We start from the raw sequence: 24,029 nt of genomic DNA, 5'->3' as shown, positions 1-24,029 counted from the left end.
TCTCAAAGGATCCTCAAACGATCCAATCAGACAGTAGTCAGGCAGCCGCACGTCCGACAGCACTTGGACACACGGGACAAACCCTTTGTTCCCGGCATGCACAAAAGCGAACACCCGACCGCATTTGACCGCGCAGCCGCCCGTCAGGCCGCACCCGAACCTGCAGGTGCTTGAAAAAAACAGTCCTGTAGTATACTATGAAAACGATTAACGCATTTTTTCAATCACCGCTGAAGGGATAATAAGGGTTGTTTTATGAAGCCTGATCGAAAATTATTCAAGCCGTCTGTGGGGCAAGTCCGGCACCTGCTGATCCTGTGCATTTCCATCGCAGTTTCCGTGATTCTGCTGCTGATCCGCGGAGGGAGTTCCAGTGCATGGCATAGTCCCTTTAAAAATGTATTTACCTTTACTTTGTTTCTCTTTGTCATCCTGGAGCTGGTCTCCCTGGCAGCTGACGGGAGGGTGCGGCGGAGGCTGATGAGTTCCCTGGCGGTTCTTGGCAAGGGTAAAGGCAGAGGCAGAAGCAGGTCTTTTACGCCGAAAAAAGCCCTCATCATTGTTCTGGCCCTGATCGGGATCTCTTTTTTCTGCGTACACACGACCTACCGCTTCGACCTGACTACGGATCCCCTGAAGCCCACCAAGGAGATTGCCCTGGCGAGCGGGGAAATCCTGGAGCAGCAGATCACCGGATTCGAGGAGGAGGCGCTGGCCGCGGTCAATGTCAGGTTCGGCACCTACGGCCGCGACAATGAGGGAACTGTCCGTGTCAGCCTCTATGAGAACGGAAACGAAGTCGATTCCTGGACTCTTCCTTCTTCTATTTTTAATAACAATGTCTACAGGCCGCTGGAGCTCAAATCCGTCCTGCGGATGCACAGGGACTCCCAGTACTTCCTCCGGTTCGTGGAGGAATACGAGGGGGAAAACACCGTCAGCGTCTGGGCGGACAGGGAAGTCGGCGACGGCTATATGCGCGACGGTGTATCCCACAACGGCACCCTCTGCTATACGCTGACCTACAGGAATACCGGTCTGAAGACCCGGTTTATGCTGACCGGCGCCCTGATCGGGATCCTGATCACGGCGCTTATTGTCCTGAACCTGAGAGAAACGGCCGTCATGGCAGTCATTCTGGGCGTCCTCATGCTCGTTTTTATGCAGATCTGCCCGCCCTTCATGGCTCCTGATGAGGAAAATCATTTCAAAAGAGCCTTTGAGGTAGCGGAGATCGGCTATGTCTCCGACCATATCGGCGAAACAGGAGTCGGGGGCAGCGCTATGCCCCTCGCAATTAACGAATATGTTGGACTCTACATAGAAAAGGACGAGGAGGAGGAAAACCAGGGCTCCGGCTCTGCGTCAGGATCCGGGACAGGTTCTGCGTCAGGAACTGTGGCCGGCTCCGGCTCTGCGTCGGGATCCGGGGCAGCCTCTTCCCAGACTTCCGGTACGGCCCCTGTCTCCGCTGATACAGCCGTGGAAACTACTCCCTCTCCTGCCGCGCTGCCTGAAACTGTCACAAACAGGGATAAGGAAAAGCCTGCGATTCCGATAAACTGGAATGAGACAGAGGAAAATGCCTATGGCAACACTGCCCTGTACTCGCCCGTCAGCTATCTGCCCCTGGCCGCGGGCATCCGGATCGCCAATGTCGTTTCGGACAATGTCCCCACCCTCTTTTACGGAGGCAGATGGGCCGGCGCCATCGTCAATTTCCTGCTCTGCGTCCTCGCGCTGCACGCGGCCCCTTTCGGGAAAAGGATCCTGTTCCTGATCATGACCTTCCCGATGACTATCCAGGAGATGGTCGTCATGACTCCCGACGGTTTCACCATCGCAGTCTGCCTCTTTTTCCTGGCACAAATCCTGCGCCTCTCCTACAGAGTAAAAAAAGCCCATTTCCCGGACCTGTTAGTCCTGGGCATCACTTCCCTGGTCCTGGCGCAGCTCAAGATCGTCTATGTCGTCCTGCTCCTGCTGCTCTTCATGATCCCGGCGAGGCGGTTCTCTTCGAAACAGACCGCCCTCCTGTTCAAGGGCGGCACCGCCGGCCTCGCGGTCCTGCTCAACCTCATCTGGCTTAAGATCTCCGCAGGCTTCCTCGTGGAATTCCAGCCTGGCGTCGACACGCCGGCCCAGGTCCGCTACGTCCTGACCCACATTCCTTCCTACTACGTGGTCTGCGCAAGAACCTTTGTCAACGACTTCCGGGCCTGGATCTCCACCATGATCGGCTCCAACATGGGCGCACTGAACATCGGCATGACCCCCATCATCTGGATCGCGGCAGCGCTTCTCTTCATCTATGAGATCAGCACCTGCTGCGAAAACAGGTCGGACGTCCACAAATGGGACCCTGTTCTGCTGATCGCGGCTTTCCTCCTGGGCAGCGCCCTCATCCTGTCCAGCCTGTATGTACAATGGACCCCCTATATGAACCCGGTCATCCTGGGCATCCAGGGACGATATTTCACCCCCATCCTGGGCACACTGGCCTATTTCACCGTTTTCATGCGCCAGAACATACGAAAACAGCAGGGCTTCGACCCTGCCGCCGATTCCATGAGAGAAAATGGGACCTATTGCCACCTGCTTGTTCTTTTTTACAACGGAATCGCCGTACTCGATATCGCAAAATTTTTTATCGCACAGATGTGGTAAACGTTAAAAAACTCGCCCGGATATAGTGTAGGTTACAAAGAATAGAAACACAGTTTTCAGGAAAAGACTATCATGGATAAAATTGCGGTTTTGATCCCCTGCTACAATGAAGAAAAGACGATCGGCAAAGTGTGCGAAGACTTTCGCAGAGCTCTTCCCGATGCGACCATCTATGTTTATAACAACAATTCCACTGACCGGACGGCGGAGATCGCCCGCCAGGCAGGGGCTATTGTTCGCGACGAATACATGCAGGGCAAGGGCAACGTCATCCGCCGCATGTTCAGGGACATCGACGCCCAATGCTACATCATGACAGACGGGGATGACACCTATCCCGCGGAAAGCGCCCCGGAGATGGTCGACCTCGTCCTCAGTAAAAACGTGGACATGGTCGTCGGCGACCGCCTGTCCTCCACCTATTTTCACGAAAACAAAAGGCCCTTCCACAATTTCGGGAACAGCCTTGTCAGAAAATGCATCAACGTTCTTTTCCACAACGACATCCGGGACATCATGACCGGATACCGGGCTTTCAGCTACAGCTTTGTCAAGACCTTCCCTATCCTGTCCAAGGGCTTTGAGATCGAGACGGAAATGAGCATCCACGCCGTCGACAAAAACATGTATGTCGAAAACGTGGTCATCGAATACAGGGACCGCCCTGAGGGCAGCGAATCCAAGCTCAACACCTATTCGGACGGCATGAGAGTCCTGCGCACCATCGCCAGACTCTACAGGACCTACAACCCCATGGGGTTCTTTGGCCTCTTTGCCCTCCTCCTCACGATCGTTGCCGCTGCCTTCTTTATCCCCGTCATGACCCAGTACCTCCAGACCGGCCTCGTCAACAGGATGCCGACCCTCGTGGTCTGCGGCTTTACCATAATCGCCGCCATCCAATCCTTCTTTGCCGGTATGCAGCTCCAGATCATGGTCCAGAAAAACCGCCAGGACTTCGAAATGCAGCTCCACCGCGTCGCGGACCAGTACAAGAGACTGCTGGAAAAGAGCAGGCCAAGGGAGGAAGACTAGAGCTTCTTTATCAACTTGAGCAATAACCAGGACATTAGTCAGGATATTAACCGTCCCCTTCCTTATATTCCGTTATGCCCGCCTGATTGTGCATGAATGGTGCTTAAAAGCGATACTGCCGCTCCTGGCCTCCTTATCGTAATTAACCCCTACCAGCAGAATATTCCCTTTATAGTGTTCCAGCCTGTCCGGGTAATGTATTGTCCCACTCTTTTGATTTTGTGGAAGTCCTGAATTCATCAAGTATTTCCCTGTTAGGAATGAATACTTCTTCACTGCCGTCATCATACCCAAGATAGCCCAGATGGATCAGGAGCGAGAACACGTCATCCCTTCCATGAAAAGTTGTCATGTCATTCTGGTAAGAAGAGGTATCGATCCGGATCCTTCCCCCATCCATCAGTAAGGCGACCGCATTCTTCAAACCGTCATAATCCATTCGTATGTACTCTGCCAGAGCCTCATAGCTTTCCGTCTTATTCCAGTAATTCCTGATCATCCCTGTAGTCATGGATTCTACTACAGAAAGTGGACTGTACAGTGCCAGTACATGCCCGCTGTATGTACCTGATCGGTAAGCCTCACGCTTATCGGCCGGAATCCTGTCGCTTACACGATATCCATCATACCACTTTGCAATGTCCTCATATTTCATATCATATCTGGAACACAGCATTCTTACTTCCTGATCCGTAAAGCCTGTATAGGGGGCAAACTGGCGAGGTGCCATCATGGAATACTCCGTAAACATGTTCAATGCCGAGTGCTCTCCGTATTTTTTGATTGGAAGAATTCCGGTCATATATGCAAGTGCGATTCTGTCATTATCCTTAAGAAGGTCCCTGAGGAAATCCAGATATTCATTTTGACCGTCCCTGTCGTCGGGGCGGATCCGGAAAACAGCATCCCACTCGTCAATTACAAAAACGACCTGTCTGTCTACTGACGTATAGACATCCTCGACAGTCTGAAGCAGGTCATGTTCACTATAATAATCTACTGTCGGATATGTTTTCCTGAACTCCCTGATAACCAGATCCTGCAGCCTGCTCAGCCCTTCCTGCACAGTGGAGCGCTTTTTAAAGAAGCGCGTCATGACGATTCGAACCACATCAAATCTTCCGAGGCAGGCATCCCAGGGAGCAAAACCGACTCCTGCTCCATTGTTTTCCTGTTTCGCAATTTTGTAGTTTTCGAAAACTTCCCGGCTTTCAGCAGTCCGGTCATAATAGGCACAAATCATATCTGCTGCCATGGATTTCCCAAACCTGCGCGGACGTGATACACTCACATATTTCTGTTTTGTGCCCACTACCGCATTCAAATGCAGAATCATGTCTGTCTTGTCCACATAAATCTCTGACCTGACTGCTTCTTCGAAAGCATTTTTTCCGGGGTTCAGGAATGTTCCCATCTCTGTCGCACCTCTTTTTATTGTAAACATCAGGAAACAAATCAAAAAGCACTTACTATTCTATACCCGATCCATTCGATAAGGAATTTCTCGCGTATATATACACTTCATAATACACTTTATGATTAACTTACCATAAAAACAAAGAACATTCCACACCAAGTGCGGCGAAATATAAACCGCTCTCTGTCTCCTTTCCTGTCCCAGTCCTCTTATGTTGAAATGTCATTTAAAAAGACATAATTTCCATTTCTATATTTCTGTTTCTCTGTATATTCACATTTTTCTGTAAAATTCCCACCTATGACCTTGATTTGTATGCCTGTACCTGTTAGTATATCTCTGTTTTCCAAAATATAACTGCGAAATAATGATGTCATTTAAAATAACATTACGGTCAATAAACCTAAACAGGCGATATTTGTAATATCAAACACGTTTAAACTAATTTAGAAAAAACAGTCAAAAACAATAAGGAGGTTCCCCTCAGTATGAAAAAACTCTCCATGCAGCTGCTTGCGGACACTGTAGTCTCCCGGCGCAAGGCGCTGAAAATGACGCAGGCGCAGCTCGCAAAAGCCACCGGAATCCATCGCGGGCTCCTTTCGAGACTCGAATCACAGGACTTTACCCCTTCTATCGACCAGCTCCAGGCTCTGGGAGAAACACTGGGTTTTGATCCGACTGACCTGTTCGTGGACTCGGCATCGACTGCCCCCATCGCCATAGAACGCAGCTACCGGATCGCCGTCGCGGGCACCGGCTATGTCGGACTTTCCCTGGCGGTCCTGCTGGCTCAGCACAATGAAGTCACGGCAGTCGACATCCTTCCCGAAAAGGTTGAAAAGATCAATCAGTTTATCTCTCCTATCCAGGACGAGTATATTGAAAAATATCTGGCGGAAGCGAAAAAAGGAAAACGCCAGCTCACTCTCTCCGCCACCACAGACGGTGCATCGGCCTACAGTAAGGCCGACTTCATCATCGTCGCCGCGCCCACAAACTACGACCCCAAACAGAATTTCTTCGACTGCTCTGCTGTCGAAAGTGTCCTGCAGCTTATCAAGGAAACCACCGCTGATCAGGAAACAAAACCGACGATCATCATCAAATCCACGATCCCGGTCGGTTACACTGTCCATATCCGGGAAGAGCTCGGCATGGACAACATCCTCTTCAGTCCGGAATTCCTGAGAGAGTCAAAGGCCCTCTACGACAATCTCTATCCCAGCCGGATCATCGTCGGCTGCGACGAACAGACACAGGAAGCCGCCCGGACCTTCGCCGGCCTCCTCCAGCAGGGAGCCATCAAGAATCCCGTTGAGACCCTCTTCATGGGCTATACCGAGGCCGAGGCGACCAAACTCTTTGTCAACACCTACCTGGCCCTCCGCGTCTCCTACTTCAACGAACTGGACACCTATGCGGAGGTCAAAGGCCTCAAAACCCCGCAGATCATCAAAGGCGTCTGCCTGGATCCCCGAGTCGGAGACTACTACAACAACCCCTCCTTCGGCTACGGCGGCTACTGCCTGCCCAAGGACACCAAGCAGCTCCTGGCCAACTACCGCGATGTCCCGGAAAACCTGATCCAGGCCATCGTGGAGAGCAACCGCACCAGAAAGGATTTCATCGCTGACCGCGTCCTCGAGATCGCCGGCACCTACGGAAACAGCGAATCCTTCTCCGCCGCAAAAGAAAGCCAGCAGAGAGATGTCATCGTCGGTGTGTACCGCCTGACCATGAAATCCAACTCCGATAATTTCCGTCAGTCCTCCATCCAGGGCGTCATGAAGCGCATCAAAGCCAAGGGCGCCACCGTCGTAATTTATGAGCCCACACTGAAAAACGGCACCACCTTCTTCGGCAGTAAAGTGATCAACGACATTAAAAAGTTCAAAAAAATGTGCGGATGCATCATCGCCAACCGCTACGACTCGGTACTGGATGACGTGAAGGACAAGGTCTACACCAGGGATCTGTTCCAGCGAGATTGATACAAAGAGACTCCTGCATAGAATTAGTGCTTAGACATTACTACATAGAAACAACTGCATAGAAATTACCGCATAGAAAGAACTGTATAGAACTGTCTGCAAAGACATTAAGGCCAAAGAAAGAACGAGGTAACAAAAATATGAAGATCACAGTCGCAGGTGTAGGTTATGTCGGGCTCTCCCTCGCCGTCCTCCTCGCCCAGAAGCATGAAGTCACAGCCATCACCACAACGGAGAAAAAGGCCGAGAATCTCAACAAGTTTATCAGCCCGATTCAGGACGATGAGATCGAGAGATTTTTTGAGGAAGCACGGAACGGACAGAGGACTTTGAACCTCCACACGACCACAGACAAGGCAGCCGCTTACGGCAGCGCCGACCTGGTCATCATCGCCACCCCCACCAACTACGATGATGTCAACCATTTCTTTGATACCTCCGCAGTGGAGGATGCCATTGAATGGACCCTGAAAGTCAACCCCGACGTCCTCATGGTCATCAAATCGACCATTCCTGTGGGATATACCGAGAATGTCCGCCGCAAATACGGCGTCAGGAACATCATTTTCAGCCCCGAATTCCTCAGGGAATCCAAGGCTCTCTACGACAACCTCCATCCCAGCCGCATCGTCGTCGGCTGCGATGACGACCAGAAAGAACAGGGACAGATGTTTGCTGACCTTCTGCTGGAAGGTGCCAGACTTGAAGAACAGAGAGCGGGACAGGCCCCCCAGAATATTCCCGTTCTGCTGACCCACCTGACCGAAGCGGAAGCCATCAAGCTCTTTGCCAACACCTACCTCGCCGTCCGCGTCTCCTACTTCAACGAACTGGATACCTACGCCCAGACCAAGGGACTCGACACCCAGATGATCATCGACGGCGTCTGCCTGGATCCCCGCATCGGCGGCCACTACAACAATCCTTCCTTCGGCTACGGCGGCTACTGCCTGCCCAAGGACACCAAACAGCTTCTGGCCAATTACAGGGACGTCCCGCAGACCATGATCGAGGCTGTTGTCAAGTCCAACACTGTCAGAAAGGACTTCATCGCCGACCAGATCATCGCAAAAAATCCCAACACCGTCGGTGTATACCGCCTGACCATGAAGAGCAACAGCGACAACTTCCGCGCCTCCGCCATCCAGGGCGTCATGAAGCGCATCAAGGCAAAGGGCATTCCGATCATCATTTATGAGCCCACACTGGAAAACGGAAGCACCTTTTTCCGCTCAGAAGTCGTCAACGACCTGGACCGTTTCAAAAAAGAAAGCGACGTGATCCTGGCAAACCGTTTCGATGCACATATCCTGGAGGATGTCGCTGACAAGGTCTACACCAGAGACCTGTTCAGAAGGGACTAATTGAATTTTCTTCAGCCCCTTTTCATAAAAAGCTGCTTTTCACGAAAAATCATTAAGCAGGAAAAACAAATTTTCAGGAGGAACTGAACCCGTGGGAAAAGTAAAAATAGAATTGAACGGCAAAACCATCCTCGTCACCGGCTCTCCCGGCTTTATCGGGGCAAACCTGGTGTTGCGTCTTCTGAAAGAGATGACATCCGGAACCGTGATCTCCATGGACAACATGAATGATTACTACGATCCTGCCTTAAAAGAATACCGCCTGGGCCTGATCGAAGAAGCAGCCAAAGGCTCTCCCGTCAGCCACATTTTCATCCGCGGCTCCATCGCAGACAAAGAACTGCTGGACCGGGTTTTTGCAGAACACAAACCTGCCATCGTGGTCAACCTGGCCGCCCAGGCCGGCGTCCGCTACAGCATCGATCATCCCGACGTCTACATGGAATCGAACCTCATCGGCTTCTACAACATCCTGGAAGCCTGCCGCCACCACCCCGTGGAACACCTGGTCTATGCCTCTTCCTCCTCTGTTTACGGCGGTAACAAAAAGGTTCCCTTCAGTACAGACGACAAGGTTGACAACCCTGTGTCCCTCTATGCCGCCACAAAAAAAAGCAATGAGCTCCTGGCCCACTGCTATTCCAAGCTGTATATCATCCCGTCCACCGGCCTGCGTTTCTTCACCGTATACGGTCCCGCCGGCCGGCCGGACATGTTCTATTTCTCTGCGACGGACAAGCTCTCCGCGGGCAAGACCATCCAAATCTTCAATTACGGCAACTGTAAGCGCGACTTCACCTACGTGGATGACATCGTCGAAGGCGTTGTCCGCGTGATGCAGGGCGCCCCCGAAAAACTCACCGGAGAAGACGGGCTCCCCCTGCCGCCCTACGCCGTCTATAACATCGGCGGCGGCACTCCCGAGAACCTCCTGGACTATATCTCCACTCTCCAGGAGGAGCTTGTCAGCGCCGGCGTCCTCCCCGGGGACTATGACTTTGACGGACACCGCGAACTGGTCGGCATGCAGCCCGGCGACGTCCCGGTCACCTATGCCGACAGCACCGGTCTCGAAAAAGACTACGGCTTCCGCCCCTCCATCGGGATCCGCGAAGGACTTAGAAACTTTGCCAGGTGGTATAAGGAGTATTATAAATCCTGAAGCTCACCTTGTGAGGAAACCATGCGAACCATGAAAACATGAAAGGGACAGACTGGTTTCGCCCTAAAAGAAATCACTTTAAGAAGATTGGAAGGAGACAGGGAGGATGGTTCTCTGTCTCCTTCCTGTCTTCTTCCCTGATCCTCTCAGGTCCTATAGAACGAATTTCACACGGTTCCTTCAAACAGCACCTTCTCCCCGATCTGTACCCGTTTAACACCGGTTTCCTTTTTTTTGTTGAAATTGAAGCTCAACATGTAACCAGTGTCAAGGTTCCAATAATCGAGATACTCAAGGATCTGTTTTTCTTCTTCAGCGTTGTATCTTTCTCCTCTCCAGATCTTCAACTCGAAAATATATTGCTGACCCAGGTAATCTACGATCACATCTGTCCTGGTCTGATCCCTGGTCTGTGCTTCAATATAATAGTTGCCTGTTCCGTTGATAATTGGCTTCAAATATAGCAAAAATTGTTCTCTGCCGTCCTTTTCTTTAAATCTGTCTTTAAGTGGACCGAATACCTGGATATAGGTTTCGATAAATTTCTCCAGGATCAGCCGCATATTGAGCTTTCCTCCGGAAACGAACCGGTTCTTTGCAAAATCACCCTCTCTGGAAAACACATTGCGCTTCAATTCCTCTTCCGACAGGAATAAGTTATATAACATGGTTTCAAATATACGATTTGCAACCCTCACGTTGCCTCGATCGTTCCGGATAAGCCCGTACATTTGCAACTGGACCACATCATCCTGCTGCGCATTATATGCCATCTTGGTGCCTTCCATCAGAATACTACGGATGGAAGCTTTCAGTTCCGGGCAGTTGTTGAGAACTTTGGTCTGGGACTGGAACAGAGTATTATTTTCCGAAAGGATCATCTTGACGGCTTCATCAATCCCATTTCTGGTCCACGCTTCCTTCATGTCCATTTTCTTACTGACTTCCTGATCAATAAGCTGGCAAATCCGGCTTACCAGGAAGGGATAGCCGTCTGTGTACTCATGGATCAGGCCAGAGATTAAACCCGTATCCATCCCGGTATGGTAATCTTCCTCATACTCCTCCAGCATACCCTGTATACCTTCTCTAGACAGACTCATATCGACATCAAAATCAGAAGCGATATTCCAGGGACTATTCTCCTTATGCTTATCTTCCGGACGTATTTTTGCTTTTAAATGTTTTATGTCCGTCACACCAGCCAGGATCACCGACTGGAATGTCGAGATTCCCTTTGTGTCTCTGCTGATATAACTGTCGCGCAGCTGCCCCAGAAAATCCAGGAAAACCTGATTATTAGAAGCACTGTCCACTTCATCGATCATCAGAACAATCTTTTTTTCAGATTCATCACACCAGTCTAAAAGGGCATCAAACAACTCATCCAGTTCTGCTTTTTCCTCTTTTCTGGAAAGAAAGTCTTCCAACTGATCTCTGACACTTTCCGGTATATTAAGACCATTACGATACTCTCGCTTCAGTTTACGACAGAAGGCTTTTACAAATGACTGCTCCGTCTCAAACCCGGCTTCTCCAATCCCCTCAAAGCTCAGGCTGATCACTTCATACTCGGGAACCAGATATTGCTGCAGCGCTGCGAGGGTCGTAGTTTTGCCATATTGCCTGGCGCGGTTAATCGCAAAATATTTGCCGGCATCAATGAGTTTTTTGATTTCTTTCATTCTCCCGGAAAGATCTACCATATAATGCTTTGAAGGAATGCATACCGCCGTAGTATTAAATTCTTTCACCGGTTCATTTTCCTCTCTGTAAATCGAATCAACAAACTCACTATAAGGTTCTTCAAGCTCATTTGCCAAGTACTACTGCATTTCTTCTTTGCTTCTTAACGCAAAGTAATAAGGGCGGCAACTGCCTCCAGACAAACAATTTAGTTCATCTTCAAAACTCATTTTAGCATATAAATGAGCTTTGGTAATAAAGAAATCCAGGCCATTATATTTTCTGTTTAACTCCCGGCAAGATGTTTGCCGTTGTGAATACCCGATGCATCTGCTATCCTGAACCCAGAAACAGCAACTGCTGAAAATAAAATCCAGCAATACGCCAGCGAAACCAGCCTGACCTGGCACAGGCATTCCGAAGGACTATTCCATTCCACAAAGGTAATCCAACACACAAAGGTAACCAATCATGGCAAAAACATCCCCGGCCAGATCCGCCGCGAAGTTCATCCTGCCTGATCTCCCGAGAGAAAAATGGTGTGATTTCCGGGTCGGCTATTCTGAACACAATAAGACGCTTGTGCAGCTCGCGGAAGAATATATGTGTGATCCCAGAACAGTCCGATCCTGCCTGCTCAGAAACAAGCCGAGCAGTTCTCTGGGGAAAAAGACTGTTCCCACACAGATTGACCTGTACAGAGACGAGATCCAGGATGCTCTGGAAAAAGCGCTTCCGGAGCTGCCGGATGGAATCCGGTCAATTTATCAGCTCAGCTGCTTCCTGCTGCCTGTTCTCCAGGAACGTGGTTACAAGGGCAGTGAACGAACGCTTCGAAACTATCTGCATCTCCATCCAAGAGTAAAGGCAAAGTTTGAAAAAGCGAGTATAAAGTAACTATAAAATAGCCTTATCGAAACAAGATGGGGTATCAAAGCAAGAGGTTTTATCGAATAAAAAGGTTTTAACAAGACAAGAGGAGGACCGTTCCCATGCTCATTATTGAAAACACACCTCAGTTGGCAGGAATCACTATCAAAGGTGACTATCAGGATCTTAAATCGCTACACAGGGCGATTTCTAATTTTTCCGAATTCTATTTTCCGCATCAAGATAATGTGAATGCAGGTAACTGTCACGAATGTCTGCTCGGTCTGTGCTATGATCTCCGGCATGCCTTCCAGGGAGACCGCAACTTTGAAAGTATGGAAAACAATGCTGATCGAATCGCCGGAATGGTCGGCATTATCACTGAACCAGCCAAAGGCGAAATGGAGCTGATCAAAGCTGCCAGAGCTGCCTACGGGAACGGAAATCTATATTTCAGTGTAGAGGTCCTGTATCCCTGGGCGTTGTACTACACACAGGTCTTGCATTCCATCACAGATGTCGCCTATTCAAAAGCCTGGTTTGAAAATCTCGATTTCCCCTATGACGAATATCAGGCGGAAAAAGATGTTGCTTCAATCCACCAATTCGTCCTGCTTATCTGGGAAGCCATCAGAAATGTTCTGCCGCCTCAGGACGTCAAAAGCATCTACGATTATTGCAGGATGTTCGCTAAAGAAGATTACTACATGTCCTACCCGGACATGTACCTCGAATGGCTATGCTCATGGTGGGTCAGTGCTTTGTGCAACAGGGAAGACCGTCAATCCATGCTTTCATTATTATGCCTGGAACTGTCCTCAGTAAATGAGGAAGATGAGCTGGAGATTCAGGATGAATTGGATGAGATTCAAGATGAGTTGAATAAAATACAAGAGAAATTGGACAAAAAACAGGAAGAACTGAAAGAAACACGCCACGAATCTGAAGAAGGAAGCGAAACAAAAAAAGGTGAGCAAGAAGAAGCTAATAACAGCCGTTCTTCTATCCAGGACAAGAATTTCCTTCTATTCAATAAAGAGCTTCATGAGCTCACACTCTCCTGCCTGCAGATGTACGACGGATATATCGCAGAAGCCAACCTGAAGTGCCTGATTCCCTTCCAATCCATGGACGAATATATGGATGAAATCCACGAGTATGTGAAAACACACGGCCAGTTCTACCAGGATTCCTATGACGAATATATTGAAAGAATCTTTGGTTCTATAGACTGGGATAGACTAGAGTGGTGAGTTATCTCCATATATGGTATTATCTATATAAATGGATTTCGTGTGCAAAAAAAACAGGCCTCGATGGTTTCCCTCGTTCCTGTCCCCAACTCCATCCCCTGTGAATTATCCCTAAAGGCACAGGGCCCCTGTGCAAATTATCCCGAAAGGCAACGGGCACAATATTCTCTCTCACAAGCATGTCCCTGTCCCCTTCCGATAATAAAGGAAGGGGGCGGCAGCCATCATATTCCCGCATACAGCACTCCTGTCCATCCATGACACAGACAGGAAAAAGAAAACCGGTCAGACTCCATTCTCGATTTTCTTTCCCTGTTATGTCATAGATCCGGTCAGGACAGCTTCGATTCGGATCACTTGTAGATGATCTGGCCCGGGAAGCCTGCTGCACGGAGTTTCTTTTTGATCCTGTTGAATGTGACCTGGGCAGCGCAGCTTTTTTGTACGATGACCTTTGCATTGCTGTTCAGACCGTCAAAGCAACCGTCTTCAAATGTGAGTCGGCCGGAATATTTTACCTCATCATCAAGAGTGATAGTAAGGGCCTTGTACTTTGTCCCTGTAAAGCATCCTGATTTAAGCGTGAAGAAAGAACTGCTCAGATACAGTCTCGCAACATAGGAATTCTTAAAGGCGTTCGCACGAATAGTAACCCTTTTCTTAGATTTGAGTACGACATCCTTCAAAAATGAACCCGTTTTACTGTCGAAAAGACCAGTTTCACCGTTACCAATATGGGTAATCGGCACACGATTATTGTCTTTATCTCTGGCGAATCTGAGGTGAATCTCAGATTTAGCATCGCCTTTCAGAGCTGTGACAGACCTGACAACGACTGTCTTCTGACCAATCTTGGTCTTGACGATATTGTGGATGTGATCCTGATGATTGACGTCAAAACTACTGGACCTGACCCAGCCGGGGTTTTTCGGCTTGTTATCGGGAGGTGCTACAGGACTTCCTACCCCGGTTGCGAAGACAGACAATCCCATGCTCAAGATCATAAGCACGGTCAGTACAACAGACAACAGTTTCCTTTTAATGCACATATTGACATTTCCCTCCTTTCCTGGTTTATTTTATTTACAGTGAACCCGCGGTCGACGGGAATCTGTTTATGTAACTAATCTATGGTGGTGGTTTCCCAGTTCCGGAATAGAAACGGAGTATAAGAATATTATAAAGTATAATAAACAAAAAAAGCGACAAAACTCCAGGGAATCAGGAATAACCGTCCCAAAGTTTTATCGCCTATCGTTCATAAACTCTCCCATCTCGAACTGCACTGTTCGATTGGTAAGATTCACTAAAAGTCCGCTCTCACTCAACTATTATATAGTAAACCCGTACTATCTTCAAGCAGTTTTATGTTTCTAACAGAAATTAGGAGCCACACTGTTACAGTACAGACCGCCACGAAATTCGAGGCGTTTTTGCGTGATTTTCAACGCAAAACCCGAGTGGAACGGCGAAAATCCCATTGCGAAGCGATTTGGAATGGGATTTTCGCAGGTTACATGTTCACGCCCTCGATAGGGCGTGAACTGTAACGCCACACTGCCACATTTACTGCATCACCACAACATTCCCTGCGGCATCATAGTATGTGTCTGTCTTTGTACCGTCCTCAGCATAGGAGGAACTCATGGTCACATAGCCCTTTGAGCTGACGTAGGGGGTTTTGGACTGGTCGAACCAGGAGGTCCGGATCTGTCTGCCCTGATCGTCGTATTCAAAAGTCTGTATGGCAAAACCGCTGGGGCCGTTTGCAAACATGTTATCTACTGTACAGTATTCCGTTTCAACAACTTTGTTGTCTTCGTTATAGAACTTGCGAATCTCCGCGTAGGCATAGTACTTATCGGGGTTCGGGCTCTCGATCGTATGCCGGTTTCCTGAGAGATCCAGATAGGTCTCGGAAATCATATTTCCCGCATCATCATATTCATTGCACAGGACTGCTGTTCCGTTCTCCAGGGCGATGGGGTTACCATTCTCTCCCAGATATTCGGTGCGGATCACCTTGTTCTGTTCATTGTAGGCTTTGCGGAAGCCTGCATAGCCTGCAGCCAGTGTGAGCGGCTTGTCGTCTGTGTCATAGTAGGCCTCGTAGGTGACATTGCCCTTGTCATCATACCCATTACGGATCACGGCAGAGCCGTTGCTGGTACCGGGTACACGTTTTCCGTCCGTATCGAAATAGGCAGTCTTTATCGGGTTTTTATTCTGGTCATAATCCTTCTCCACAGTGTGATATCCTGCAGGGAGGAGAACGGGGGTGCCTTCTGCATCAAAATAAGACTGGCTGGCTACATTTCCAGTGTCGTCATAGCTTTTAGTCACAATAACATAGCCGTCCGGCGAGCCGGTGAAGGCAGAGCCATCCGCATTACAGAAGGTCTCCCGGATGGACTGTTTTTTTTCATTGTAATCCTTGCGGATATAGGCATAACCCTTAGGATCGATTATTATATTGCCCTGATTGTCGTATTTCTTAGTCAAAACGACATTTCCGGCATCGTCGTACTCTTTGTCCACAACTGCGGCACCGCTGACCATGATCAGGGACTCGTTGTTATCATACCAGGCCGTACGGGTCTCCTGTCCTTTCTCGTTATATTCATGGGTCACAATGGCGTAGCCTTTATCCTGTGCCATAACCGCATTTCCCGCGCCGTCCACGAAACGCTCAACAATTGCCCTGCCGTTCTCATCAAAGACCTTTTCAACAGAATTATAGCCGTTCGACGTTTGCATGGAATTGCCGGAGGTATCCAAATAAGTCGTCCCGGTCTCTTTACCATTTGCATCAAAGGTCCTGGCGATTCCTGCATACCCCAGCTTTTCTACAACCATCATATTGCCTTCGCCGTCCAAGTAGAGTTCTTTGATACAGTGTCCGCTTTCGTCATACTCATAACGGACGCCGGCACAGCCCCTGGCTGCGATCATGGGTTTATGGTCCCCATCAAAAAACATCTCTGAATGCAGTTTCCCCTTTTCATCATAGGTGTTTTCCACCGCGGCATATCCCGCTTTTTTGGAGATTACAGGTTTTCCTCCCCCGTCAAAGTAAGCTTCCGTCAGCACTTTTTTCTTATCATTATAGGTACGGGCAATCTGTGCCACTCCGTCGCTGTTGACCAGACTTTTCTTTTTCCTGTCAAAATAGGATTCTTTCGTCACGTTGCCTGCATCGTCATACTCCTTGGTTATCATGGCATATCCTTTGGAGCATGCTGTCAAATTATCCTCCTTATCATAATAGGACTCTCTGATGACATTCTTCTTGTTATCAAATTCATCCCGTACAATGACATAACTGTCTTTCTCATAGGCAGGTTCTGATTCTGTATTGAAAAAAGACCGCTTGCGCACGTTCCCGTTTCCATCATATTCCTTTTTTACGATACAATAGCCACGATCTTTATGTATGATCCTTTCATTCGTAGGGTTTCGATACTCCTCCCGGATTACCTGATGCTTTTCGTTGTACTGCCTGAGTATAATGGCCGTGCCATCCTTGTTCTCGGATATCTTGCCATCCGCACCGTAAAAGGCTGTCCGGATATCGTCGCCGTTCTCATCATACTTATGGTCTGCACCAGCATAACCTTTGTTGGCGACAATCAGGTTGTCCTCTATCCCATAATAGCGCTCTGTCAGGACATGTTTCTGCTCATCATAGGTATATTCAGCACGATGATATCCATCCGGGCCAATGATGGGACTAACCTGGGTGTCATAATAGCTCTGGCTGGCGATATTACCCGCTTCATCATAGGTATATCGGAGTCCGGCATACTCCTGACCGGCCTTGACCACGACACCGCCATTGGCATCAAAATAAGTCTCACTGGTCTTCTTACCGTTTTCGTCATAAGTCATAGCCATACTGGAATAGCCCAGGCTTTCCACCATAACAGGCTTGTCCTTCTCGTCAAAATAGGACACTTTAATGGTGTTCCCGGCGGAATCATATTTCTTGCGGATCACCGCGTAACCGTCTTCACTAAGGGCAAGTCTGCCGTTGGAAGCCACAAACCGCTCCTCCACAACATGACGCATGTTGTCCATGATATCTACGATTTGAGTATACCCCTTGCCGGATCCCGTTGGTTCCTCAGAAGCTTCAGCTGCTTTCATAGCGGTGTAATCCTTTGCCGCATCATCCGGATGTGCCGACTGAGTCACGATCACGTTTTCACCCTGAGGGGATGCCGGAGCTGTCGCCCTTCCTATAACAAAACCTCCTAAAAGGGCTCCAGCCGTGACCAATATAATTCCCATTATCAGGTCAAATGTCTTTTTATCACTCATGAAATATGCTCCGTTATGCAATGATCTTCCATTTGGATCTAAACACAGTATAGCAAAAAATGATAATTATTTCTGCTACTATTCTGTATGGCTCAATTATTGGCTCAATTATTGGCTAAATGAATGTAATAATGCTTCCAAATATATTATCTTTCAAACAGCCTCAACTTTGTGTACAGTTTCTGTCTATTCATTGCATCGTTCAAAATCTTTTTTTCAAATACATTATTTCGCTTGCCGCTTATAACTCGAATCGCATACTGACCTACTACAGCGGCCCAGCCAACCGGGCGAAGGAACACTTTCTGTCTGCAATAAGCATAATCCCGTTTTGCCTTCTCATTTATGCTTACCATCCCGTTTTTCAAAATACTTCCCTGAGGGCTTTTTGTAACTTTATTCTGAATCAGCTTTGCTTGACTGCCACGTGTATTATCTTTCGTCCCAAAGTTCCCACCAGATAAAATATCTTCAAGAAGAGCAAGACATAATCCATCATCTGCGTCTCTGCACCAGCTCCGAGCAGTACCAAAATACAACACCCCAATCTTGGTCATCACTTTCGCAAAAGTCCACAGGCCAATATCTTTCAACGGTTTTTCAAAAAGCGTTAGGAACTCTCGTTCAGAAAGTGAATTCTCGAACACAAGCCAATCGCAAAGATGCCGGAGCCCGATTCCCCCTCCGGTCATATGGCTGATAGAATGCAGGAGAAGCACCAGTCCATGGTGAAAAGGCGACGGGAACATCATCACTTTGTTCGATATATTCCTCTCCTCTGCATTGTTGATCACATCTGCTGAATATTGATTTACCAACGATGGCGGTACTCCCGGAATATCCCAGTGGAGTTCAAGTGATGCCCTATCTTTCTTATATGCCCAGTGATACTCATGTTTTTCCGCATAGTCCAACTTCTTAAATCCTTCAGCTTTCAGCAGATAATCTACCTTTTCTATATCTGCTCTGTGAATCAAGAAATCCACGTCACCCATCGATCGAAGCATAGGATCAGGGTAATAAGAAGCAGACACTTGCCCTTTGAGGATGGCATAGGGAATCTCGTTGCCTGTAAGAAGTCGATGTAACTCTGCATGATAATACAAATTCCGGATATTTGTTGCCTGATTTGAAGCATATTCTTTTGCATATTGTGGCTCATTATCTGTCGATATAAATGACTGGAGGGCTTGATAAGCCAATGGAAATACTGCCTGTAGTCGCGCTTCTTTCAGTATGGAATGCCAATCAGCATCGTCAGTGAACTCATTCTTTATAGCGAACATTTGATAAGCGATTAAATGAATCAATTGTTTTTGGTCATCAGTCATTATATCTCTTTTCCACTCTATATTAATACCGTCATAGAGCTTGTCTTCAGAATAAAAGTCAACAATAAATCTTTGGTGTTGTATGCATTTATCAAAATTCGGATAATAACCAGAATCTGCCAGACATCTTTTTCATATCTCATGGAGCAGTCTTCTATATAGAGAATATCCTATCAAGGCTCCTCCACTATTGTATATCAGATCAGCTATGTCAAACCATCCTCTTTGGGTAAAATACTGAATCGTTTCAATGCCAAGGCTGAACAGGATGGCTAAAGTCAACACTTCCCGCCATGATTGAACATGTCTGAAAGTACATGGAACCAAATAGCCAAATGGAACAAGAAATAATATATTTAGAAGCAAACTTGCCACTGTGTCCCTGACCCAGCTGATTCTCCTGACTGCTTCGGCAATCCCTCCCTCTTTATATCCGGAAGCCATCCTCCTAAAGATCTGGCGAAAAGCCCATAAAGGATCTATAATGACCCCCGTTCCATTGATTTCAGATCTAAAGATAAACGCATACATCCAAACACATATTAAAAAGCCAAGCAAAGACACAATGTTGATCTTCTTTCTCCATTTTTCCTGTAGCCGGACATGCATTGCCTTTAGGAGATGAGGAAAGCCAAATACAGCGAATGCAGATAGAGCAATCCGTATCAATATGGCAATATTCGCTTTGCTCATTTCCAAAGGCTCCCTCTTTCAAGTATACGGCTAACAAATCAGGCTACAATCTCAAGCCTCATTGATAAATTTTGTGAGATTCACATATCGATTTCTTCCAAATGGCTCATGGGATGCTGTCACGCAATCATCGTGCGTATGCTGCCTGATGACACAGTACCCCTCCCACTTGGGTACTGCCCAGTTATGGATTGTGAAGAAGAGCTTGTTCTTAAATGGCATCGCTGCAAATGCTTTTGCATGTTCTTCGGTACATCCATTTTGATCATTGAATTTCACAATCAGCCTGTCCCAGTTGATCCGTGTACATCTGCGTTTCCATTTCTCTTTTGCTTCCTGCTCTGAATGGTAGTGTAGAAATGCAATCTCAATGTCATCTATTACACCAATAGGATAAGAGCCGAAACGTTTATCTTTACTAAGTTCATCAGCATAACGGGATGATTCGGGTAAAATGAATGTAAGTTCTTTTAATGTATAGCCTTTGATATCGCTAAGAAACTTAATATACTCATCTGCCATAAAGAACATTCCTACGGTGGGCGACTCTTTCGGGAGATCATAGCTCTCATACATCATTCCCCCCCAGCAATTATTAGAAATAATTGTAAAATCCGTGTTCTTAAGTTTTTTCCGTCTTCCTTTTGCAAATATCAGCCTATATTTTTTTAACAACTTTAGACGCAGCCCTTCATAAGTCATATACTTCAAACCTTTCTGTTTTCACTATATCCACTCATTCCAGGGGATTATATTTCCCTGACTTTCTAATCCTTAGCGAGTAAATGTTCTTAGCATAACTCATTATTCCTTTGCATAGCATTCAACCGCATGTGTAATCTGCTTTTCAACCGGTGGAATTGTCATATAGTCGCCATAAGCCATTTTTAAAACATTATCAAAATCTGCTGGACCAAAAAAACGATATCCTTCAAATGAATACTCTGCTCTTCTTGTAAAACTTGCAGCATGAAATGCAGTACCGAAAGGAACCCCAACCCAGTTCGTTTGAATGTGGTCATTCTCTTGAAAGTCTCTGTGCATTTTTTCAAGTATCTTTCTTGTATCAAACAAATGCGCATAGTAAAAACCGATATATATAAGCAATGTTTGCTTAAATCCTTTTCCCTTATATGGTCTCAGATGAGATGAATGTTCTACCAGTCTCTGCATGTATAAAGCTCTGGCTTTGTAATTTTTTCTTTTTTCCTCATCATCAGGCAGATAGTCCAACGGAAAAATATCGATGAAGGCACCATAACCTTCCAATGGACGAAAATGAGCGGCTTGCGTAATGATAGTGTGGGCATCACACACCTTAGCACAATAATATATAGTATCTTTCCTGTTGGAAATATCTATATAGTTCAAATCCAACTCAGGGTGATTGATTATATACTCTCCTAATTTATAGTAATCATCCCTGGGCATAAGAATATCGATATCGTCATCCCACGGGATAAACCCTTTATGCCTTACTGCACCAAGAAGAGTTCCGTAGCAAATCATGTAATTAAAACTATTTTCTCGACAAATACGGTCAACTTTTACAAGTATGCCCAGTATTCTCTCTTTATACTCTTTAAGTGAAAGCTTTCTCATAAACCGGCTCCAAAACAATCTCCCGTTGTAGTTATTTTCTGATTCTTCCAAGAATCCTGCGACTTATTGAAATTATCATCTGATATTGCAAAAGAAAATAAATTATGACAACAACACCAGACGCCAAATATCCATATACATCTAACGTAACAAGTGTCGCTTGCACTAATAACAGGAAACATATAAGACCAAAACGGCTCTTGTTGATGCGAATATTGATAAATCGTCCAACATCGATCATTCTCGCAAATGCCATAACAATGTACGCTACTAATGTTCCGATTGCTGCTCCATATATTCCAACCAGTTTGATTCCCACATAATTCACAAAAATATTAACAACTGCAGCAAGCAAGGTCGTGGCCATGTTTCTTCCTGATTTTTTCAGTGCACTATACAATGAACCGTAATAATACGCTATTGATGCAAAAGCAGCAGAAGCAAGTAAGATCGGCACATAACGCCACGAATCGAAAAAAGACGCAGAAACATACAGCCGCATAAACGGCTTGATGATTGCAATAAGAACAATACTTGCGCCAAAGCAGATAAATGAAAAAGCTTCCAACACCGATGAATAAAACTTTGAATCATTCGAGTTTTCAAATTCTCTTACTGAAGAAATCCCCCAAGCTTGAGAAAAAATGTTTATTAATACATTAATCAGCGCAGGAATTTTCGCAGATACAGTGTATAACCCCAGTGCTGCAGCATCCAGCATCATCTCAACCATGACCTTGTCCGATGAGTGAACAACCCACCAGGAAATGTTGTTTAAGATTAACGGAGCGGAAAACATAGTCATATTAATTAACAGATCTTTGCGGAATTTTGCTCTTCTAAGATCTGTCGGAATTCCTGCAACGATTATTGACAGAAGCACTGACACACCCATGGAAACAATGTTTGCCGTCAAGTATCCATCAATTCCAAGATGGTAAACCGCTAGAAGAATTATATTTAAAACCGCCATCAATGCAGTATGTGTCAAGCCGATCACAGCATAACAAACATTTTTTCCCTTTACCTTTAAGTAATTCATATTGGATGCATTAAATGCACTGAGAACAATATAAATAGACAACTGCCATTTCCAATTACTGATCAGCTTATACACGCCAAATAACGGTGTAATGACGAAGGTGACCACCGTTCCAGTTACAAGCACAATATATGCCGCTAATAGTACATCTTCAGATTTCTGATCTTTTGATAATCCAAATCGAATTAACGCATCATATATTACTACAGATACGAAAGGTAATACCAGCTGTGCAATAGTGAATATCAGATCAGAGGTTCCATATTGTTCCTTCGTCATTGAAGCAGTGTACAACGGAACCAGAAAAAAAAGGATTAATTTTGAACCAATATTCCCGACAGCAAAGATTACTGTATCTTTGACCAGATCCTTATATTTATTCGCCATACTTCCATCCTACTTTTCTGCTGTATTGTATAAAAACCTTTGAAAACCTTTATCACTATGACTGCAATCATCATCTTAAAACATCCGTATTATTTGATAACATACGGTACAACCAACGTCCACTCAGGGCGGAATACCAGAACAATTAGCATGTACAGAAAGGAAAAACCAGTTATGGCGAATTCAATAATCCGTCTATTATTCCTTAATTGAATCTCGTTAAGAAACTCAGGTACCCAAAGCAAATATGTATAAATGCCAAAAAGGCTTGCAATCCTTCCCCATATTTCCATTCTCATAGCCAGAACCTGAAATACGATATTTAATCCCAGCATAATCACGGAGAACCTCTGCGCGTTTGTGAGCTTCCGACCTCGCAAGACGAAAGAACCTACGATCAGAAACACAACGCTGATTAGCATCTTAAAAAGTGAGGCAAAATAATTTGAATCACTCCAGGTTCCATAAAAATAATTCGCATACCATGGCAGAATAGCTATCACCAATCGCATAACAACCGAATATGCCACGAAAAATATGCCTGCAATAAGTAACATCCTCATGACTGCCCATTGCATAGTCAGTTTAGTCTTATCCTCAATTTGACCTTGTCGAATTAAAAGAACCCATGCTATAAAACAGACTGCTGCAATCGTATGGAAACTTGTAGCGAGCAGAATAAGAAGGGCTGAAATTACCACTCTACGCAAACTATGCAGCTCAATCTCTCTGTCGTCCAAGATGAGCATAAAACTCCACATTGTAATCGAAAGAGCAAGCGATTGTCGCATTATATTCATCTGTGAAAAATATGAGCCTAACAACACATATAAAAGGACACTAATCGTTGGTTTTTTTGAATATCTGTTAGCGAAAACACAGAATGTTCCAATACATACTATTGACGATATAAAGAGCAAGAATGATGGATTGGATGAAATTTTATGCAACGCCTTCATAAAGAGGGTAAATCCAGCTTCAAAACGACCATTGTTGATTGCAATATAGTCTATATTCTCATACCAACGTACATAAACTTTTGTATCCGCACCTACTGTATATCCTCTGATTCCCGAAACAATTGTGAGCAAAGCAAACGAGAGAAAGAGAAACCTTCTCTTTCCTTTTTCATTACTTGCAGGATGGAGCCCTGCGCTCATAAGTAGAATCAGAAATACCTGGACTAAGTAAATTGTCATTCCTTTT

The 24,029-nt window shown here is 46.3% G+C and carries 17 protein-coding genes; 7 read left to right on the top strand and 10 right to left on the bottom strand.

Features of this window, described 5'->3' with window-relative positions:
• The first annotated feature begins 255 nt into the window (after positions 1-255).
• Positions 256-2,667, top strand: a complete 2,412-nt coding sequence (locus tag BLT02_RS00170; protein WP_092990838.1) for a DUF2142 domain-containing protein — start codon at positions 256-258, stop codon at positions 2,665-2,667.
• 72 nt (positions 2,668-2,739) lie between these two features.
• Complete coding sequence (locus BLT02_RS00165) at positions 2,740-3,702, top strand: glycosyltransferase family 2 protein (protein ID WP_092990837.1); 963 nt, start codon at positions 2,740-2,742, stop codon at positions 3,700-3,702.
• 169 nt (positions 3,703-3,871) lie between these two features.
• Here the strand turns inward: BLT02_RS00165 and BLT02_RS00160 are convergent, their stop codons facing one another.
• Positions 3,872-5,116 (bottom strand): AAA family ATPase, encoded by a 1,245-nt coding sequence (locus tag BLT02_RS00160; protein ID WP_175453605.1) that lies wholly within the window; start codon positions 5,114-5,116, stop codon positions 3,872-3,874.
• A 491-nt stretch (positions 5,117-5,607) separates the two neighbouring features.
• Between BLT02_RS00160 and BLT02_RS00155 the strand changes: the two genes are divergently transcribed.
• The 3 genes from BLT02_RS00155 (at position 5,608) to BLT02_RS00145 (ending at position 9,639) form a co-directional block, all read left to right on the top strand.
• Entirely contained in the window at positions 5,608-7,113 is a 1,506-nt protein-coding gene (locus BLT02_RS00155; RefSeq protein WP_092990835.1) for a nucleotide sugar dehydrogenase, read from the top strand.
• 140 nt (positions 7,114-7,253) lie between these two features.
• Positions 7,254-8,477: a nucleotide sugar dehydrogenase gene (locus BLT02_RS00150; protein WP_092990834.1), complete on the top strand. Its 1,224-nt coding sequence runs from the start codon at positions 7,254-7,256 to the stop codon at positions 8,475-8,477.
• A gap of 91 nt (positions 8,478-8,568) precedes the next feature.
• Complete coding sequence (locus BLT02_RS00145) at positions 8,569-9,639, top strand: NAD-dependent epimerase/dehydratase family protein (protein ID WP_092990833.1); 1,071 nt, start codon at positions 8,569-8,571, stop codon at positions 9,637-9,639.
• A 167-nt stretch (positions 9,640-9,806) separates the two neighbouring features.
• Here BLT02_RS00145 and BLT02_RS00140 read toward each other — a convergent pair whose 3' ends face one another.
• Entirely contained in the window at positions 9,807-11,462 is a 1,656-nt protein-coding gene (locus BLT02_RS00140; RefSeq protein WP_347474844.1) for an AAA-like domain-containing protein, read from the bottom strand.
• Positions 11,463-11,796: 334 nt separating this feature from the next.
• Here BLT02_RS00140 and BLT02_RS00135 point away from each other — a divergent pair, with 334 nt between their 5' ends.
• Together BLT02_RS00135 and BLT02_RS00130 are read left to right on the top strand one after the other, a co-directional pair.
• On the top strand, positions 11,797-12,222 hold the full coding sequence (locus tag BLT02_RS00135; RefSeq protein WP_092990832.1) for a hypothetical protein: 426 nt from the start codon (positions 11,797-11,799) through the stop codon (positions 12,220-12,222).
• A 95-nt stretch (positions 12,223-12,317) separates the two neighbouring features.
• Positions 12,318-13,448, top strand: a complete 1,131-nt coding sequence (locus tag BLT02_RS00130) for a DUF6904 family protein (protein ID WP_092990831.1) — start codon at positions 12,318-12,320, stop codon at positions 13,446-13,448.
• 353 nt (positions 13,449-13,801) lie between these two features.
• Here BLT02_RS00130 and BLT02_RS00125 read toward each other — a convergent pair whose 3' ends face one another.
• The 8 genes from BLT02_RS00125 to BLT02_RS00090 form a co-directional block, all read right to left on the bottom strand.
• On the bottom strand, positions 13,802-14,497 hold the full coding sequence (locus BLT02_RS00125; RefSeq protein ID WP_092990830.1) for a hypothetical protein: 696 nt from the start codon (positions 14,495-14,497) through the stop codon (positions 13,802-13,804).
• Between the two features lie 517 nt (positions 14,498-15,014).
• The gene (locus tag BLT02_RS00120) at positions 15,015-17,768 is read right to left on the bottom strand and encodes a hypothetical protein (RefSeq protein WP_092990829.1); all 2,754 of its coding nucleotides are present in this window, start codon (positions 17,766-17,768) and stop codon (positions 15,015-15,017) included.
• A 146-nt stretch (positions 17,769-17,914) separates the two neighbouring features.
• The gene (locus BLT02_RS00115) at positions 17,915-19,099 is read right to left on the bottom strand and encodes a nucleotidyltransferase domain-containing protein (RefSeq protein ID WP_092990828.1); all 1,185 of its coding nucleotides are present in this window, start codon (positions 19,097-19,099) and stop codon (positions 17,915-17,917) included.
• A gap of 132 nt (positions 19,100-19,231) precedes the next feature.
• Positions 19,232-19,792: a VanZ family protein gene (locus BLT02_RS00110; RefSeq protein ID WP_092990827.1), complete on the bottom strand. Its 561-nt coding sequence runs from the start codon at positions 19,790-19,792 to the stop codon at positions 19,232-19,234.
• A 51-nt stretch (positions 19,793-19,843) separates the two neighbouring features.
• Positions 19,844-20,494: a DUF1919 domain-containing protein gene (locus BLT02_RS00105; RefSeq protein ID WP_092990826.1), complete on the bottom strand. Its 651-nt coding sequence runs from the start codon at positions 20,492-20,494 to the stop codon at positions 19,844-19,846.
• Between the two features lie 102 nt (positions 20,495-20,596).
• Entirely contained in the window at positions 20,597-21,394 is a 798-nt protein-coding gene (locus BLT02_RS00100; protein ID WP_092990825.1) for a LicD family protein, read from the bottom strand.
• Between the two features lie 31 nt (positions 21,395-21,425).
• Positions 21,426-22,823 carry a lipopolysaccharide biosynthesis protein gene (locus BLT02_RS00095; protein WP_092990824.1) on the bottom strand — a complete coding sequence of 466 codons (1,398 nt, stop codon included), beginning with the start codon at positions 22,821-22,823 and terminating at the stop codon, positions 21,426-21,428.
• An 89-nt stretch (positions 22,824-22,912) separates the two neighbouring features.
• Entirely contained in the window at positions 22,913-24,022 is a 1,110-nt protein-coding gene (locus tag BLT02_RS00090; protein ID WP_092990823.1) for an EpsG family protein, read from the bottom strand.
• Between the last annotated feature and the right edge of the window lie 7 nt (positions 24,023-24,029).

Source organism: Sarcina sp. DSM 11001 (genome assembly GCF_900101015.1).
In the GTDB taxonomy this organism is placed as follows: domain Bacteria; phylum Bacillota; class Clostridia; order Lachnospirales; family Lachnospiraceae; genus CAG-791.
This window is presented reverse-complemented; position numbering and strand designations above follow the sequence as displayed.

Bases quoted from the DNA above. Each gene is read 5' to 3' on its own strand.
- BLT02_RS00150 (WP_092990834.1), top strand. From the start codon at position 7,254: ATGAAGATCACAGTCGCAGGTGTAGGTTATGTCGGGCTCTCCCTCGCC.
- BLT02_RS00095 (WP_092990824.1), bottom strand. From the start codon at position 22,823: ATGGCGAATAAATATAAGGATCTGGTCAAAGATACAGTAATCTTTGCT.
- BLT02_RS00125 (WP_092990830.1), bottom strand. From the start codon at position 14,497: ATGTGCATTAAAAGGAAACTGTTGTCTGTTGTACTGACCGTGCTTATG.
- BLT02_RS00155 (WP_092990835.1), top strand. From the start codon at position 5,608: ATGAAAAAACTCTCCATGCAGCTGCTTGCGGACACTGTAGTCTCCCGG.
- BLT02_RS00120 (WP_092990829.1), bottom strand. From the start codon at position 17,768: ATGAGTGATAAAAAGACATTTGACCTGATAATGGGAATTATATTGGTC.
- BLT02_RS00130 (WP_092990831.1), top strand. From the start codon at position 12,318: ATGCTCATTATTGAAAACACACCTCAGTTGGCAGGAATCACTATCAAA.
- BLT02_RS00090 (WP_092990823.1), bottom strand. From the start codon at position 24,022: ATGACAATTTACTTAGTCCAGGTATTTCTGATTCTACTTATGAGCGCA.
- BLT02_RS00160 (WP_175453605.1), bottom strand. From the start codon at position 5,116: ATGGGAACATTCCTGAACCCCGGAAAAAATGCTTTCGAAGAAGCAGTC.
- BLT02_RS00100 (WP_092990825.1), bottom strand. From the start codon at position 21,394: ATGAGAAAGCTTTCACTTAAAGAGTATAAAGAGAGAATACTGGGCATA.
- BLT02_RS00115 (WP_092990828.1), bottom strand. From the start codon at position 19,099: ATGACTGATGACCAAAAACAATTGATTCATTTAATCGCTTATCAAATG.
- BLT02_RS00170 (WP_092990838.1), top strand. From the start codon at position 256: ATGAAGCCTGATCGAAAATTATTCAAGCCGTCTGTGGGGCAAGTCCGG.
- BLT02_RS00135 (WP_092990832.1), top strand. From the start codon at position 11,797: ATGGCAAAAACATCCCCGGCCAGATCCGCCGCGAAGTTCATCCTGCCT.
- BLT02_RS00105 (WP_092990826.1), bottom strand. From the start codon at position 20,494: ATGACTTATGAAGGGCTGCGTCTAAAGTTGTTAAAAAAATATAGGCTG.
- BLT02_RS00165 (WP_092990837.1), top strand. From the start codon at position 2,740: ATGGATAAAATTGCGGTTTTGATCCCCTGCTACAATGAAGAAAAGACG.
- BLT02_RS00110 (WP_092990827.1), bottom strand. From the start codon at position 19,792: ATGAGCAAAGCGAATATTGCCATATTGATACGGATTGCTCTATCTGCA.